The 17,392-nt window shown below is 47.5% G+C and carries 14 protein-coding genes; 5 read left to right on the top strand and 9 right to left on the bottom strand.

Annotated elements, in window-relative coordinates:
• Positions 1–106 precede the first annotated feature (106 nt).
• Positions 107–2,584, bottom strand: a complete 2,478-nt coding sequence (locus tag KJW29_RS35635) for a glycosylhydrolase-like jelly roll fold domain-containing protein (RefSeq protein WP_425517478.1) — start codon at positions 2,582–2,584, stop codon at positions 107–109.
• A 151-nt stretch (positions 2,585–2,735) separates the two neighbouring features.
• Between KJW29_RS35635 and KJW29_RS35630 the strand changes: the two genes are divergently transcribed.
• Positions 2,736–3,599, top strand: coding sequence for an AraC family transcriptional regulator (locus KJW29_RS35630; protein WP_214628230.1), 864 nt, complete (start codon positions 2,736–2,738; stop codon positions 3,597–3,599).
• Here the strand turns inward: KJW29_RS35630 and KJW29_RS35625 are convergent.
• The gene (locus tag KJW29_RS35625) at positions 3,588–4,691 is read right to left on the bottom strand and encodes a hypothetical protein (protein ID WP_214628229.1); all 1,104 of its coding nucleotides are present in this window, start codon (positions 4,689–4,691) and stop codon (positions 3,588–3,590) included. The two genes, KJW29_RS35630 and KJW29_RS35625, sit on opposite strands and share 12 nt — an antisense overlap.
• Before the next feature lie 142 nt (positions 4,692–4,833).
• Here KJW29_RS35625 and KJW29_RS35620 point away from each other — a divergent pair, with 142 nt between their 5' ends.
• The 4 genes from KJW29_RS35620 (at position 4,834) to pdxR (ending at position 8,579) form a co-directional block, all read left to right on the top strand.
• On the top strand, positions 4,834–5,802 hold the full coding sequence (locus tag KJW29_RS35620; protein ID WP_214628228.1) for a metallophosphoesterase family protein: 969 nt from the start codon (positions 4,834–4,836) through the stop codon (positions 5,800–5,802).
• Positions 5,803–6,009: 207 nt separating this feature from the next.
• Positions 6,010–6,249, top strand: coding sequence for a translation initiation factor 2 (locus KJW29_RS35615; RefSeq protein WP_246608510.1), 240 nt, complete (start codon positions 6,010–6,012; stop codon positions 6,247–6,249).
• Between the two features lie 81 nt (positions 6,250–6,330).
• Complete coding sequence (locus tag KJW29_RS35610) at positions 6,331–6,978, top strand: glycosyltransferase (protein WP_214628227.1); 648 nt, start codon at positions 6,331–6,333, stop codon at positions 6,976–6,978.
• A gap of 167 nt (positions 6,979–7,145) precedes the next feature.
• Positions 7,146–8,579 carry a MocR-like pyridoxine biosynthesis transcription factor PdxR gene (pdxR, locus tag KJW29_RS35605; protein ID WP_214631450.1) on the top strand — a complete coding sequence of 478 codons (1,434 nt, stop codon included), beginning with the start codon at positions 7,146–7,148 and terminating at the stop codon, positions 8,577–8,579.
• A 19-nt stretch (positions 8,580–8,598) separates the two neighbouring features.
• On the opposite strand, the gene KJW29_RS35600 is transcribed toward pdxR, so the two are convergent.
• From KJW29_RS35600 to KJW29_RS35570, 7 genes are all read right to left on the bottom strand, one after another.
• The gene (locus KJW29_RS35600; protein WP_214628226.1) at positions 8,599–9,342 is read right to left on the bottom strand and encodes a YggS family pyridoxal phosphate-dependent enzyme; all 744 of its coding nucleotides are present in this window, start codon (positions 9,340–9,342) and stop codon (positions 8,599–8,601) included.
• Positions 9,343–9,365: 23 nt separating this feature from the next.
• Entirely contained in the window at positions 9,366–10,958 is a 1,593-nt protein-coding gene (gene serA, locus KJW29_RS35595; protein ID WP_214628225.1) for a phosphoglycerate dehydrogenase, read from the bottom strand.
• Between the two features lie 243 nt (positions 10,959–11,201).
• Entirely contained in the window at positions 11,202–12,599 is a 1,398-nt protein-coding gene (locus KJW29_RS35590) for an extracellular solute-binding protein (protein ID WP_214628224.1), read from the bottom strand.
• A gap of 78 nt (positions 12,600–12,677) precedes the next feature.
• Positions 12,678–13,727 carry a zinc-dependent alcohol dehydrogenase gene (locus KJW29_RS35585; RefSeq protein WP_246608509.1) on the bottom strand — a complete coding sequence of 350 codons (1,050 nt, stop codon included), beginning with the start codon at positions 13,725–13,727 and terminating at the stop codon, positions 12,678–12,680.
• Entirely contained in the window at positions 13,727–14,608 is an 882-nt protein-coding gene (locus tag KJW29_RS35580) for a carbohydrate ABC transporter permease (RefSeq protein WP_214628223.1), read from the bottom strand. Before KJW29_RS35580 ends, KJW29_RS35585 begins: the two co-directional genes overlap by 1 nt.
• A gap of 12 nt (positions 14,609–14,620) precedes the next feature.
• Positions 14,621–15,589 carry an ABC transporter permease gene (locus tag KJW29_RS35575; protein WP_214628222.1) on the bottom strand — a complete coding sequence of 323 codons (969 nt, stop codon included), beginning with the start codon at positions 15,587–15,589 and terminating at the stop codon, positions 14,621–14,623.
• A 91-nt stretch (positions 15,590–15,680) separates the two neighbouring features.
• Positions 15,681–17,327 carry an extracellular solute-binding protein gene (locus KJW29_RS35570; RefSeq protein WP_214628221.1) on the bottom strand — a complete coding sequence of 549 codons (1,647 nt, stop codon included), beginning with the start codon at positions 17,325–17,327 and terminating at the stop codon, positions 15,681–15,683.
• Positions 17,328–17,392 lie beyond the last annotated feature (65 nt).

The raw sequence follows: 17,392 nt of genomic DNA, 5'->3' as shown, positions 1-17,392 counted from the left end.
TGCGCCATAGGGAAAGCGCAAGGGGTTGTTCGCTTTAATTGTAGCTGCGATCCTCAATCATAACCACCTTGTTCGTGCGAGCCGATTCGTAACAGACACCGTGCTTTTACTTCCGCTCGCCCTTAAGCCGCACCGGTCCAATTAGCCCGGATGTATATGACTTGCCATCGTAAAGGTTGGCCAAGCTGTTCGTAACCGCCACCTTTAACACGTTCGTCCCTGGCTTTAGGTAGGCTCCAATGTCGAACACATAAGGATTCCACATGCGCACTCCCGCTTCCCGACCGTTGACCCATAGCCGTGCCAGTTCATGAGCCTCGCCAAGATCAAGTTTGGCGCCAGACCAAGCGCATGGATCGTCAAGCTCGAAGCTTCTCTCATACGTAACCGTGCCGGAGTAATGTTTTAAGCCATCCCATTCCGTCCAAGAAGAGAGAGCCGGAATTTCCCCGCTCACCGGACCTTCCACCACTCGCCAATCGGCTGGCAACTCGGTAACATCAACTTCTCCAGGTTCATCCTTCATTTCGCCCTGCTCCATATTCGGATCTACGGCGATAATCAGACATTCCCGGCGCTCGATGCTTACATGCAGCTTCTGGCCTTCCGCAGCCTGTTCGACTTTTGTCTGTTGAACTGCACCTGTCCACGGCAACCAACATTCCGTATATCCGGAGTGACTTATCTCAAGCGTTCCTTCGTAACCAGCTTCGCCTTCATTAACGATAACATAGAACAGGATGCCGTCTTTCGTAATCCGACTGATGCGAATAGAAGCAGACGCAGGCTCAAGACGGGCATCTTGACCGAGCGTGCGTGTCAGCAGCGCCGGTATTTCATCCTCGTGCTTTACCCGAACCTGACCGATGCCCTTCGTTGTTTGAACATCATCGGAAAGCTCAATGACCAATCCGCCTTGTTCGGCAAAGGTTTGCAGAATCCGCCAACTGTCTGGCGTCAGCCGCTTGCCATCCTCCACCAAAACCGCCTTGTAACGGTAACCCGAAATCGATAATACCCCATCCTTACATTCGATGGCGCTATCTAGCAGGCTTTCTTCCAAATAATTAAACTCGACTTGTTCTTCGTACAGCGGCTTGACGATTCTCCAAGGCAGCTCGGCAGAACCGGCGATTACTGCCGTTTCCGCTCCGTTTCGCCCATCGGTCATCAGCCAACTCATGCGCTTGATATATCTCGCAAATTGGGCATAATCCTGCCACCATGTATTATTTGGCCCTACATCCGGCGGCCGCTCATCCCTGCGTTCCCCGCGAATGGAGTAATAGAACGCATGCGGGACGATCAGATTGACGCCTCTGACGAACAGCCAATCCAAATACCACTTCATATTGTCGGCGCTGAGCGACCAACCGCCTTCGATGCCGCAGACGCCGAAGCTTTCATTTAAATTTCTTCGTTTGCCACGGTGGCGCGCCGAATCCGACGAACATTTGCCCATGGTACTATGCGTACCTGTCACTGCTTTGCCTGCTTCCGGCGCAATATAGCGCCAGACCACATCTTGTCCGGGAATATGGAAATGTTCCAACAGCCCGATATCGTTGCTTTCCGCCGGGTGACCGGTCAGCCCTATGCCATGGGCTTCGCACCAATCGGCCAACGTTTTATAATACGTCCGACCCAGCCGATTGCGGATAACCGTCTCGTAAGCTTTGCGGATCTCTGTCGTTGTCTCGCCGGCTTCAAACCAAAGCACCGCCAGATCCTGTTCCCGGCTCCCGCTCTCCAGATATTCATAAAGGAACCCCCGCGTCCAGGGCTTTAACCCCTTCGTATGAAAACGCCCGAGCAAATTCGGCTCATCCGTAAACATGGCCATAACCGTGTTTCCGAAATAGCGGCTCAGCCTCCTGTAATAGGCTTCATGCGTCAACCTGATAAAGGTCTGGACCGCATCGGGATTTAATAAGTCAGCGGCCAAAGGAGCGTCGGACTCGCCGTCATCCTGGCCAGGATGAACGCCCCTAATGGTACCCTTGGAAGGGGTCTCGATAAAGAATAAAACCGACCAGTTCCCAGCAGCAGGAGGGGTAAACCGGATGCTGTCCTGTTCGGCATGAAGGACAATCGTGCTGCTCGCATCAATTTCCACTCCGGAAAGTTTGCGAACCGCGAGCGCAGAAACCAGATTTTGCTCCGGCAGCAGTTCAATCGGGATTACAACAGGTTCTCCGCTCCTCTTGCAAGCACATTCCGTTACTTGCAGCCCCCGGCTGGCGTAATCCGGGTTCTCTTTCACGACCATCCCGCAGGCAGAGCCGGAAGGATACATGCCTTCGTCATAAAGAATAACCTTCATACCCAGCTTATCCGCTTCGGTCACCGCCAATTCGACAAGCTCCATATAAGGCTCCGACAGATAAGGCATCGAACTTGGCAGCCCCATCCGTGGATGAATAACGAAACCGTCCACTTCCTTCGCATGGAAGTCGTGAATTTGTCCGATGATCCCCTCTGCTGACAGCTCGTCATTCCAGAACCAGAACGGAAGCGGGCTAAATTCTGTCGGCGGGTTATCAAATTGCTTTTTCAAAGCGTGTAGCTGATGCAAACGTCTCACTCCGATCTTTATTTACGAAATATACACGGATGGACACTTGCCTATCCGTTTTTTTCATTATAAGATGACGTTGCACTTGGAATTTCGGGTTATACTGACTTTTATACAGGACATTTCGGACATTTTACATTCGAAATATGGAGTGATCACGATGACTATTCAACGCACAATCGACTTGTCTCAAGGCGACAACTATTTTCGACCCGACGTTCCCATATTTGTGAACAGGGCGGTTGAATCTTTTTACAAAATCGAACATCGACATGACTTTATTGAAATCAGCTATGTCGCCGAAGGTTCCGGCACTCATTATATCGGTGATCAGACGTTGCAAGTCCATCAAGGAGATATATTCCTGATACCAGTCGGGGTCTCCCATGTATTTCGTCCTGCTACCACATCAAGCAGTCGTCCACTCATCGTCTACAACTGCGTGATGGCGCAAGAATCGATTCGACTGCTGCTGCAGAGCTTCCCGGGAGGAGTTGCGCTTGCGACACTGCTCGATGAACCCGATTGGAGACAATACCGGGATGCGTTCGGTGAATTCCGAAGGTTGTTTCTGAAGCTGTATGATATCTACACAACGAGGCGTTCAGGCTGGAACACCGGACTGCACTTGGCCGTCATCGAGCTGCTTCTGTTTCTGCATAGTTACCAGGACGGGCAGTCTGCAACTACGCAGCAAGCCGGATTATCAAATATGGAGGCGGCGCTCCATTTTATCCATAACCGCTTCCATTCTCCCCTTACATTAATAGAAGCGGCTGAGCTGTCTGGACTTGGAGAGCGACAATTCTATCGAAAATTTAAGAGCCGAACCGGCATGACGTTTATCGATTATGTCCAATCGGTCCGGATCGACGAAGCATGCCGCCTGCTCCGTTCAACCGATCGCAAAATAGCCGACATCGCTTCTTCCGTCGGCTACCAGGACATTACTTTTTTCAACAAGCTGTTCCGAAAAAAAACGGGCATTTCACCGAGGGAGTATCGGAAAGAACTACAGTTGTGAGATGTTTTCGATCTGCCAGGCATCCACAAAGGTTAGTCTTCTAAGGTGGAATACTTTTGTTGATTTATTGATGCAAGTACCCGAATGAACTTCACAACTCTCGACGGGAATATCTACTGCAAGCTCAGATACGTGATCGGGGGCCGGCTCTAGGATACGATGTTTAACTATTTTATCTCCTGAAAAAATAGGGGTTACATTAGTGCTTGAGACAAGCATGAGCGCAGACATCAGTCCTTGATCCCGATAATGGCCGGCAAGAAAATACGCATCAATGATTTGATAAGGGGTCAATCTCATCATCAATGCACTTAAAGTTCCTGAAGCCTTGGTTGCCATTATTTGATGACCCAAGTCGACATTGTTTTTGGAATGTGTTGTGCTTCCAATAAAATGAATGCAAAAATGGCCCTTGAAATCATTGTCTGGAATACCGTCGCCTCCGTGAGGCATCCCGTTCATTGACGCCGCAAATGATCGACCATTCGATTCTACGAGAATCGCCCTCCGACTCCAACTCCATTTCCCTCCATAGATTTTTTTCATCGTTTCCGAATCTGATTTCGTCAGAGGTTGGACATCGGCATGACTGCTTCCCGCTCTCCGTTGACCTTGGAACCTCAGCCCTGTTTCAAGATCGATAACCGTAAATTTGGCCAGGCGAGGCAGCAGCTCATTTACTTCACTCCAGTGAAGAGGTTCGCCATAATGTTGGCTTCGAAGCAACCGGGCTTGATTAAGCAGTTCAGTACGAGCTTTTGGTTTAAGCTCGACCATTTTTCCGTTGCTCTTATGGAGATTTCCCGAGGTATCCAATATGAAATCCATATTTTCCCCATGGCAGCTCGCATGAAGAGTAACGTCAGTGGCCTGAAAAGCATATTTTTTTTCGTAGTCCTTTGTACCGTTTAGCAAAACGCAAGACAGCTTGCGACTAGACGAATATTGGGCATCAGGTGATGATTTAACGGATATTTGTATTTCCGGTTTATCAGCATGCGCCGTACTGGGCTGATATGTAAAAATCAATACGGATACAGCAATGATAAGAAAACATGGGAGCATTTTTTTGTACAAATTGTTATAGCACATGTTTTATTCTCCTTATGGAAGAATGGGATGGATTGAGCCTAATTGGTAAAGCTACAAGTGAAAATCGAACCTTGGGGTTTAGTATGGTGACAACATGAAATGGCTATTCAGCTAAAGAAATAATGATCGGATGTGTGATTCCTTGAGAATTATAATGATTTGCTTAATTATCTTCTTCTTTGTGCTTGTTCCAGAGGAATCCACTTCGGCAACAAATCAGGATTTTTTATTTTCCTTTGCCGTATTAAGCGATATTCATATCCAATCCTTTGATCGCCAATCGCATCAGCTGTTTCTCCGTTCACTTGAGGACCACAAGTCCATTAGTCCGCAAAGTTCGCTGCTCATCCTTAATGGAGACTTAACGGATGGTTTCGATCATGATTATCGGAAGTTGAAGGAACTGTTGCGGAGAGTCCCGCATCCAAACCTTTTTGCTACGATGGGCAATCATGATTATTATCAGCTTTGGGACCGTCGCCATTTTGGAAAAAAACTTAACCCAAGTTGGTCGAGCGAAAAAGCCAAAAAACTATTTTTATCGCACTTTAATTACAATCAAGTGTTCCATGACACTTGGTTAAACGGCTGCCATTTTATATTTTTAAGCGGCGAGCGATACAGGGATGTAGACAAATCCGTCGGGGAGTCTGCTTATTTGAGCAAGGAGCAATTACGGTGGTTAGAGGAACGTCTTCGAGACAAGCCCTCTCATCAAGACAATGAGATGATTCCTACTTTTGTTTTTTTGCATCAGCCCATAGAGAACACGATATCTGCACGCGATGAAGGATTATTGAACATACTGGCCAATGTTAAGAGGCAAGTATTTCTGTTCTCGGGACATACACATCAGGATCTCGAACAGCCTGAACCAGTGAGTAGCGGCCATATTCACATGATTAAAAACGGTTCCGTCAGAAATGTTCTTCGGGATAAGAACAGAGTCGATAAAAGCGAAAGCTTGGCGGTAGAGGTGTACCGTAATCGGATAGTCATTAAAAAAAGGGAACATATAAAAAGACGATGGATATTGCCGCATACGATTATCGATTTGCGGAATAGCCAGGTACCTCCACTGGATACAATATCCTCGGAGGTGAATCCGTGATGAGATGCGTCTATTGCGAAAACGTGCAGCAGGTTAAAGGGAAAAATCATAAATGCTACATTTGCTCAATCGTTAGAGTGGATAAGCGAAGTAAGTTGTACAGGTAAACATCAACGAGCGTCTGTTACCTAAATCCCCCTCATCAAAGTGTCACCTCAGTCTTAGCGCACATACATTGATAATGTGTGAACTGAGGAGGGGATCTATTTGGATACCGAAAAGGCGCTCCGGGATATCGAAATTGCCAAAATTGCATTTTTAGGGGCCTCCATAGCCACATTGGGCGATGGGATCGCAGCTCTTGCTGCCGGATTGGCGTTAGATGCATTAGAGCAAGATTTACAAGGCCAGAATCGTAGTCGTAATCTTCTGGATGGCGGATCAACGCAACGACAGCTTGATCACTTTATTAACGAGCTGATTAAAATCAGGAATACAGTGGGATAAGCGGATCAGAACGCTAAATCCATCTGTATAAATTGGGTTTCCAGTCACATAATAGTGAAAACGTATAAGGAGCCCATAATCATGATATTAAGACGGATTGTTGCTATGGTGCTGAGCACTGCGCTTGTTTTCACTGTAACGCCGGTAGTTAATTCTGTTTCTGCAAGTGAGGAAAAGAAAACGGAATGCATTAGCCCTGAGATCATGAAACTGACGAGCGATATGCAGAAGGCTTGGATCGACCATACCGTCTGGACGAGAAGTTACATTGTCAGCGCAATATCCGGTCTAAAAGATCAATCGGCTGTTTTGGAACGTCTCTTGCGGAACCAACAAGACATAGGCGATCTTATTAAGCCTTATTATGGTAACGCCGCTGGCAATAAATTGGCCGAACTTCTCCGGGAACATATTCTTATCGCTGGTAAAATCATTACTGCTGCTAAAGCTAACAATCAGGCAGAGGTAAAGAAGTTGGAGGCTGCTTGGCATAAAAATGCGGATGAAATAGCAAAGTTTTTAAGTGCGGCAAATCCAAATTGGTCGTTTAAAGAACTTCAGGACATGCTGTACACGCATCTCCAATACATTACGGAAATGGTGCTGAGTTATCTCAAAGGGGACTGGAAAGCCAATATTGCAGTAACAGATCAGAATGAAATACATATGATTAAACTGGCCAATATGCTCACAGATGGTATTGTCAAACAGTTTCCGGAAAAATTCTAAAGAATAGGTATCGATCTACTCGATTCGTCTCCCTCCTCTAAGCTCACTTTCGTCAGTTCGGAAGTTTAGAGGAGGGAGATTTTTTGAGTTGATCTGTTTATATATAGAGTTGCAAAACAAAGGATTGTTATGATAATATATCAACCAAAACTTTGGTGGTGAAAACAATACTAAAAGTAGACCGTGAAGATGCCCGTCCCATCTGGCAGCAGCTTCTGGATCAGGCGATCCATCATATAACGACCGGAAAATGGAAACCAGGCGAATTGCTGCTCCCCTCTCGCGAGTTCGCGTTACAGCTTGGCGTTTCCCGTTCTACTGTTCAGATTGTCTACGAAGAGTTATTCAGCCGTGGATACACAGTAACTTCCCGTAGGGGCGGAACAAGAGTTAATCAGCGGATCCGTGCCGTATCTCCTTTAGAGGATGGGGAAATCAAAGGACCCGATCTACCAGATTTGCCATTCCTTCATGTTTCCATAGGCCATTTACATAGTTGGTTTGGCAATAAAGAAAGGGTTAATCCCGAAATTGATTTCAGTCCCCATGAGCCTTATTTAGATGAACAATTTCAAAGGAATTGGAGACAGTCCTATTTACAAGCTTCAACGGGAACTGATCTGAATATTTGGGCTTACGGCGATGCCAAGGGTTATCTGCCCCTGCGGGAACAGATTCAACGATACCTGTCATTTGAACGAGGCATTCATGTAAACGTCGATCAAATTCTGTTAACATCCGGCGCTCAGCATAGCATCGATTTGATTGCCCAAGCCCTTTTGCAAGAAGGGGATACCGTCACCGTTGAAGATCCGGGATTCCCCGCTGCATGGATGGCGATGCGTTATCGGAAAATGCATGTTACACCCGCGCCAGTTGATGAATTTGGCCTTTGCGTTGACGACATTGACCCGCAAACCAAGCTTGTGTTTGTTACGCCATCCCATCAGTGTGCGGTAGGTGTCATTTTGTCAGAACCACGCCGACAACAATTAGTACAGATGGCTGCTCAATCTCAGTTTTGGATTGTAGAAGATGATTACGACAGCGAATTTCGTTATCGCGGGGACCCGCTTCCTACCTTGTTTAGTCAGCGGCCCCAAAATACATTGTATATGATGAGTTTTTCCAAAATGGTCGCACCGGGAATTCGGATCTCAGCCATTATCGGGCCACAGAAAGCCATTGATCGCCTTACCCAGGTCCATGAATTGACTTATCGCCATCTTCCCATTATGGAACAATTAACGCTTGCACATTTTATTGAACAAGGTCATTTTATGCGCCATATGAGACGAGTCCGAAATGTGTATAGGCGCAGGCACGAAGCCATGACGAAGGCCATTGCCTCGGCTGGGTTGAGTGAACGCTTTACGCTAAGCGGCGTCGAGACCGGTTTGCATATGCTTCTTGAGGCCGCTCGTTCGTTTGACGAAAAAGCAGTGACAAAATGGGCTTATAAAGAGGGCATTCGTATCTACCCGCTAAGCAAATATTGTCTCGAAAGCGACCGAAAAGGATGGGTGCTGGGATTTGCTAAAGTAGATGAAGCCGCCATCGAGCAAGGTATTGAGCGTCTGGCAAGGATACTGTTACAATAAGTATCCTTGCCAGTTTTTCCTAATCATTCCCGCGTTTGTTTTCGTTCCAGTAATATCGATCCGGCAAGTAGCGTTGGCCAAATACACTTGTCCCTATCCGGATAATGGTGGCTCCTTCTTCAATAGCCGCTTTGAAATCACCGGACATCCCCATCGAGAGAATGTCCATCTTTACGCCGGGAAATTTTTTCTCTTCCATTTGCGCTTGAATGTTTTTTAACAATCGAAAACAATGCCGTGTTTCTTCGTTTGTGGCATTTAATTTACCAATTGTCATCAAACCCTTTATGTTTAGTGTTTCGAATTGGGATAATTGTTCGATCAATTCCTGCGCTTTTTCCGGTGGGACTCCGAATTTGCTAGCCTCATAAGACGTGTTGACTTGCACTAGAATATCCATGGTTTTGTTCATTTTTGTAAGCTGTTGGTGCAGGGCCAGCCCCAGCTTTAAACGATCCACAGAGTGAATGAGTGTCACATATTTCACAACATCCTTCACTTTGTTCGTTTGCAAATGTCCGATAAAATGCCATTCCACCTGTTGATGCTGCTGCATAAGCGGGAACTTGTCCCGCAGTTCTTGCGCTTTATTTTCACCAAATAACGTTTCTCCCGCCTGCATAGCTCTGTTCAATTTTTCTAGCGGAACGGTTTTGGTTGCCAGTAACAATCTCACATCTTCTATGCGACGACCGGAAGCGCGGCAGGCCGACTCCATCTCCTGCTTAATTGTTTTTAAGTTTTCCTCCACAAACTGATCCATGTTTTCTCCCCTCCTTAATCGCCTCAGTCAAAGATGATCTCTCGTACACGTTTGATTTCGGGAATTTCCAGCAATGCTTCTATAACATTTGCAGTTGCCTTATGATCAATTTTTAGAATCATGACCGCGGAACCGCCTATTTCATTGCGACCTACTTGCATCGTTGCGATATTAATACCGTTATTGCCTAGCAAATTTCCAACGCGTCCAATGATGCCTGGTTTATCATTTTGTGAAATTAACAAAACATACCCTTCGGGAGTAATGTCGACCGGATATGGCCCGATTCGAGTAATCCTTCCCTGAGCGCCAGGTAAAGCAGAACCCGATACCCATCTCTCCTCAATCGTTGTCTTTAGCCGAATCGTAATTTCGCTTGTAGAACTTTGGGCCAAGACTGATTTTCGTATCAGTAAATGAATATCCCGCGATTTTGCCAAGTGAACGGCATTGACGACATTGACCCGCTCCGAACCGAGATGATGGGAAAGCAATCCCTTAAGCACATAGGGAATCAGCAGCGATGTATCCAGATCGGCAAGTTTCCCTTCGCATTCTACCGCAACTTCACGTACCGCTCCGTCGGTCATCTGGGCCAGCGATTTTCCCAGTTGCTCGCACAATGCGAAGCAGGGTTGCAATTTGTTCAGAAGGTCTTTTGGAACAACGGGCATATTGACCGCATTTTTAAACGGTTCATTTCTCAATATATGAATAACTTGCTCGGACACATCTAGAGCTACATTCTCTTGAGCTTCCAAGGTAGACGCGCCCAAATGCGGAGTAACAATGATTTTGGGATGTTTTAAGAAGGGGTGTTCTGCCATTGGAGGCTCATTTTCAAATACATCGAAGGCAGCGCCGGCAACAATTCCCTTGTCCAACGCCTCCATAAGCGAAACCTCGTCAATAATGCCTCCGCGAGCGCAGTTAACAATTCTCATCCCCCGCTTCATAACATTGAACTGAGGTCTGGCGATCAAATGATGCGTCTCTTTTGTTAATGGCGTATGTACGGACAAAAAATCTGCAGTCCTGATGATTTCGTCCATTGTCAAAAGTTTGATGCCCAATTTGTCTGCTCTCTCTTTTGATAGATATGGATCATAACCAACAACATCCATTCCAAACGCCGCAGCGCGTTTGGACAATTCTATGCCTATGCGGCCAAGCCCCAGCACGCCGAGCACCTTATTTCGCAATTCGACGCCGAGAAATGATTTGCGATCCCAATGGCCGGCAATGGTTTTGGCATAAGCTTGCGGAATATGTCTTGCCAGAGCCATCATCATCGCAAAAGTATGCTCGCATGTCGTAACCGTATTGCCGTCAGGCGCATTGACCACAATAATTCCCCTGCTTGTGGCGGCTTCCAAATCAATATTGTCTACTCCTACACCTGCTCTGGCTATTACTTTTAAATGAATGCCAGCCTCCATGACGCGGCGGGTAACTTTGGTTTGAGAACGAACCAGCAGCGCATCATAGGAAGAAATAATAGATATTAGCTCCTCTTCGCAAAGCCCTGTATTTTGGGATAGCTCTACATCCTCTGCCCCTATCAGCTGCTGTAATCCAAAATCGCTTATAGGATCCGTGACCAGAACTTTAAACATACGATCCCCTCCTCGTAGAATACCATGCCAGTATATCAGTCGATGGATTGGATATACATATCCATAAAAAAGAAAATGAGCAGTCCAAATAAAAAATGAAAAAATCCATAGCAGCAAGCGGTCTCGAAGAACCTAAAGAAGCACAAAAAAAGTCGTCTCAAAAGCATGCTTTTGAGACGACTTTACAATGGGGGTTGGTTAAACAATTATTGCGGATCGCGACACCAATCCATTTGACGCATACTATGCAAACTCTTGATTAAGAGCCTGCTCTATGCTTGCAATTGCATTCGAGGCTGTTTCAAGCCCCGCCCAATACAACTTGAGATGATGAACCATAGCTGTAAGCTGGGAGCGCTTCATATTCATGTCGGAGTAGTATCGGTAGCTTGGCATAATTTCACGGAACATTTGATATCGCTTGGGCTCGCCCTGTTTGTTCTGCCGCTCCGACTGGGCCGCTTCCTTAACGCTAGGGATGGACAACGTCTGATTCCTCATGAACAGCTGAGCTTCTCTCGAAGTTAAAAAATCAACCAGCAATTTCGCCGCCTCCTTATGGGCCGACTGATTGCTGATGCCGATTCCTACGTTCAGAAGCAGCGTTTTTGGCGTCTCTACATAAGGAACAGGCGAGATATCGTATTCGAACGACGCCTGCTTTAATTGATTCAATCTGAAATAAGTGGTGACAATCATTGACGTTCGTTCTTCCGAAAACAAACGCTCCGGATCCTGCGAGTTCTCGAATACAAGGGATGACGCCGTATATTCGTTCGTAAACAGCTCTTTTAACGTGTGAATGCTTTTGGTAAACGGCTCGCTTCGAAAATTAAACTGGCCCGCCTCGTCCCTTTGCAACTGAAAATCATGCTGCAGCAGCCAAAGCGGCCATCGATTGTTGGAATAAGGATAAAAAAAGAAGCCTAATCGCTTATTCTCTTCCCCGTCCTTGGCCAGTACTTCCGCGGCTCTGTAAAAGTCGCTCCAGGTCCAGCTGCTGTCCGGCTCCGCCAGCCCGGCTTCTTGAAAGTGTCTTCTATTGTAACAAAGAATAACCGGCGAAAAAGAAAACGGCTTGACATAACTCCGGCCTTCAATGGTGAACGCGCGATTGAGAAACGGATAGATGGCTTCGTCAATCGGCTGCTCCATCAGCATTTGCAAGCGGGATGTTTCATGAAAATGCTTAAAATCGTAAAAGTTCAACAAAACGACATCCAGCATTTGCTCTTCCATAAACTCAATGGCTTGATCGGCGTAATGATCCGTGTGCATCGTCATGCGCTTAACCTGAATATGCGGATGCTTCCGCTCGAACATATCCAGTAAAGCCGCCATGTCGATCTCCTGGTCCACTTCAGGGTAATAGCAGAACCGAATGCTCGTCCTGCCGCTTCCTTCGCCCGGCTTCAGCACCATATTGCCGATTTTCGGTTTTTTGACGATAAGCCCCCCGTTCACGAGCTCCTCCAACCCTTTGCGAACCGATTTTTTGCTCAATTGAAACTGTTCGCCCAGCACGTCCTCCGACGGCAAATAACTCCCCGGAGCCAGGGTCCCGCTAAGTATATCTTCTCTAAGCTGATGAACCATCGTCTCGAGCCGCACTCGAAACGTGGTTCTGCTTGGCTTTTCCATACAATGCACTACCCTTCGTATAATACCGGACATATCTTACAAAATTTCGGTACCTTATATACTTGGTAGTATATATCACTATTCATATGTTATCAATGTGCCTAAAGCAGGCGAAACCGACATAAATAAACCCTCGTACATGCTGGGAATCTCGTCAATATGCACGCTCTGATTCACCAGAGGGTTGATCGAGATGCGCTTCTCCCGCAAGAGCCGAATATATTCGCTCATATTTCTGCCTTCCGTCCAGCGTACATACCCCAGCGGATAGTCCTGACCGTCGGCTTCGTAGTTGCTGTCGTAACGTCCGGGACCGCCGGCTCGCGATATGCGAATTTCCGCCTCTTTCCGAAACATTTTCTCTCTCGAAAAATTCATTTCGAGATCGCCGACAATGACGATGTTGCCCCGGTCCCGTATCCAGTCCAGGCTTCCGTCAATCAACCCGTTGTTTTTGCCATTGGCCGCGAGCAGCACCGCATCCACTCCGCAACCCTCCGTCGCCTGATGAATGACGGCTTCAAGCTCTTCTAGCGATTGAGCGGTTCTGCCTTTGCTGAGCGATTCGAACAAGGCGCAACGCTCCGCCTGCAAATCGTAAACAATCGTATCATAAGCCGCCGCGCTGGCAATTTGGGCCGTAATCTGGCCGATAATGCCCATCCCCACAATAACGACCGATTGGCCGAACTCCAGCTTGGCCTGCCGCAGCGCATGTATGGCGATAGCGCCAAGTCCGGCAAATGCGGCTTCCTTCATATCCACATCATCCGGCACAGGCGTTGCAAGATGCTTGGGCACCAGCATATATTCGGCATGGCGGACATAAGGCGCGCCGTAGCAGGCTACGCGATCGCCTGGTTTGACATGATGGACGCCCTCCCCCACCGCGCTTACAATGCCGCATGCGCTATAGCCCAGCGCAGCGGGTTGCTGATGATTGGACATCAGCATCAACCGCTCTGTACCGTTGCTTACGCCGGAATATACGGTCCGTACAAGTACGGCGTGAGCCTTCACCTCGGGGACGGGTACCTGTTGCACAATCGCCTTGCCTTTGTAGCTGAATATTGTCTTCATAGGACTATCGAGCTTTTTCGTTTCGCTTATCTGCAATGGATTTATCATTATTCTTTTACTCCTCCAAGCATAACGCCTTTGGCAAAATATTTTTGCAGAAACGGATAGATAACGAGAATAGGCAACGTCGCTATGACTGTCGTCGCATATTTGATCGTTTCGGATACGCCGACTACATCGCCGCTTCCGACCCCGCCGAGCATATCGTTGGTCTGCGAGGAAACGAGAATTTCCCTAAGCAGCAATTGCAGCGGATGCAACGAACGATCCTGCAAATAAATCATGGCGTCAAACCAGCTGTTCCAATGATAAACGGCGTAAAATAACGTCATGACGGCGACAACCGGCATGGAGAGCGGAAGCACGATACTCCACAGTATCCGGTATTCGCTCGCTCCTTCCATTTTGGCCGATTCGATAAGTCCGTCGGGTATGGTGGATTGAAAGAAGGTTCGCATCACGATCAGATTATAGGCACTGATTGCGCCCGGCAGCAGCAGAGCCCAACGCGTGTCGAACAAGCCAAGATCGCGCACGTTCAAATACATCGGGATAAGTCCGCCGCTGAAAAACATCGTAAATACAATAAAAAGCATAACGCCATTGCGGCCGTACAAATCTCTGCGCGACAACGGATAGGCGCCCAAGGTCGTCAGGACGAGGTTGATCAGCGTGCCCGCAAGTACATAGAAGATCGTATTACGGTACGTGAGCCATACGCGAGAGTCGTTGAATACCCGTTCATATGCCTCCAGATTAAATCCTTTGGGCCATAACGAAACGGCGCCGGACGCAATGGATGCCGCATCGCTGACCGAGGACACGATGACAAACCAAAGCGGATACAGAAATAGAAACGATCCAACCACCAGCAATATTATATTGAAAGCGTCAAACAGGCGCTCCCCAATCGACTTATTGTAAGTCATCTGCGTTTCCCCCTACCATAAGCTGCTTTCCGCCTTCTTCTTGGCCAATTGATTCACCAGTACAAGCAGCGTAAAGTTAATCACTGAGTTGAACAGGCCTACGGCAGCGGTAAAGCTGTAGTTGGCTTCGGTAATGCCTCTGCGGAAAACAAAGCTTCCGATCACATCCGCCGTCTCATACGTTGCAGAGTTATATAACAAAATGATTTTGTCAAAACCGACAACCATGAAATTTCCGATATTAATAATAAGCAGAATAATGATGGTCGGCATGATGCCCGGCAATGTTATGCTCAGCATCTGTCTCCATCGTCCCGCCCCGTCGACTGCCGCCGCTTCATAAAGAGAAGGATTGATTCCCGATAGCGCAGCGAGGAAAATGATGGAGCTCCAGCCTACGCTTTGCCATATGCCCGACCCGACAAAGATGATCCGGAACCATTCCGGCAGAATCATAAAATTGATCGGTTCGCCGATCGCGCCTATTGCCAGCAAGGAACGGTTAATGATGCCGTCCGGCTGCAGGAAGTCAATCAGCATGCCGCATACGACGACTAGCGATATGAAATGCGGCAAATACGAAATCGATTGCACAAATCGCTTAAAGATTTGATTTTTGAGTTCATTAAGCAGCAACGCCAATATAATGGCTGCCGGGAATCCGAAGATAAGCTGATACAGACTGATCACAATCGTATTCCGCAATATGCGGACGAAAAAATAACTTTCGAAAAATTGCTGAAAATGCTTGAAGCCGACCCATGGACTGTCTCCAATGCCGAGGAAGGGCTTGAAGTCTTTAAAAGCAATAATCGCCCCGTACATAGGCTTGTAATGGAAGACAATAAAATATAAAACAACGGGAATCAGCATGATATAAAGCGATCGGTTTTTAATAACTCCTCGGAATGTCGCTCGCCGGACGCCTTTTTTCAAACGATCCGGAACCTTGTTATTCGATTTAGCCGCGTTAGCGTTCATATGCCCGTTCCTTTCCGGGAAGCCCGTTAATGCTCATTTGGTTAAAAAGGCGGCCCCAAAAGCTTAAGGGGCTCGCCTGCCTTGCATGCCGTTACTTGCCGAGGTAGTTGTCGTAAGCTTCCTGATAGACGGCAATGATTTCTTCGATTTTCATTTGCTTCAGTTGTTGTACAAAGCGATCGTATTCATCAAACGAACGGTTGCCCATCACGAAACCGTTGGCATATTCATCGCGGTAGGTGCGAATATCCGCCAGCAGCGATGCGACTTTATCGTTTTGCTGTGCAGTCAGCGTAATTGGCGGGAACGCCTTGTCAAAATTGATGTATTTCCCTACCTTCTGCTTAGCTTCAATCGCTTCTTCCATGTCGTATTGCTCCAGGTAACGCTCGTCTGCAACCGTTGACCACATTCCGCCGCCAATGGTGTAGCTGAGCAATGATTCCGTGGAATTAAGCCCCTCCGGGTTGTTGAACACGGCATCGGTAAACTTCGGATAACCGTCAACCATCTCGTACGATACGCCCTCTTCGCCAAAGTTGTTCAGCATAATGCCTTCCTCCGAATATTGGAAGTCAAGCCATTTGACCGCTTCTTCAATATGCTTGCTCTTGGCGGAGATCGCTACGCCTACCGTTCCAAGCGGCCATGCGTGGAAGCCGAATCTTTGCTCGCCCTTCGGCCCAACCGGCGGCTCTGTGCCAACCAGCTTGAACGTTGGATGATCTTTCATCAAATCAGTGAACGACCGCATATACGATCCCGACCAGCCTGCCCATGCCCCGGCGCGATCCGTTGTTACCTTCTCGGTCAAAAATTTAAAGTCGGTATCTACAAGATAGTTCTTATCAAGCAGGCCTTCGCTGTACAGCTTGTTCAGCCATTGCAGCAATTCCTTGTATTCCGCCTCATACGGCGCGAATTTCACTTTTCCGTTATCAACGTAGAACTCCCAATCTGTATTGAACGCAGGTCCGAAAGTACGGATGATATGCTGCAAGTTCACAGCTACATAAGGGATCTCGTCCGCAATGCCGTTTCCGTTCGGATCTCCTTCCTTAATAGCCTTAAGAACGGTATACCAGTCGTCGATTGTTTTCGGCTCTTCAAGCTTCAGCTTTTCCAGCCAATCCTGGCGAATTTGCGGATACATCTGAACCAGATTGTATTCATGCAAGTTCAATTGGGGGAACTGATAAATTTCGCCGTCGGCCGTCGTCAGCAGCTTTCTCAGCTCTGGATGATTGTCCAGTATTTTTTTGAAATTAGGGGCATGCTGCTCAATGTAAGGGGTTAGCTCGACGAATGCCCCTTGCTGTCCGTACTTTGGACCTTCCGTCACCATGTTGTTGTAAGCGACAAGATCGGGAAGCTGGCCGCCTGCCATAAGTAGATTGAACGCCTCGACGCCGTCAGCGCCGCTGCCCTGAATCCAGTTGATGTTAATGTTTGTAAGCCCTTCCATCTTGGCGAAAGAATTTTTTTCGTTATAATTCTGGCCGCGGAAGTTTCCGTCCGATACAATCCATGTATCCAATGTCAGCTTATCCGCTACGATCGGCAGCGCTCCGGCTTCGGGCTTGCCTTCATTCCCCTCGCTGCTTGAAGTTGACGATGGTGACGCGCTAGACGACGCCGCTGGACTATTCGATTTCCCCGAACATGCGGTAACCACCATTACAAGCGCCAGTGCAAGCGCCATCTTGGAAGCTGTTTCTTTTAGCTTATTGCTTGTCATATTCCGTTCCCCCAATCACGATTTGTACTACAAATACACTAGAAAACCTGTTAATGAATTGAAAA

It is taken from the genome of Paenibacillus agaridevorans (assembly GCF_018604145.1).
Taxonomy (GTDB): Bacteria; Bacillota; Bacilli; order Paenibacillales; family Paenibacillaceae; genus Pristimantibacillus; species Pristimantibacillus agaridevorans.
This window is presented reverse-complemented; position numbering and strand designations above follow the sequence as displayed.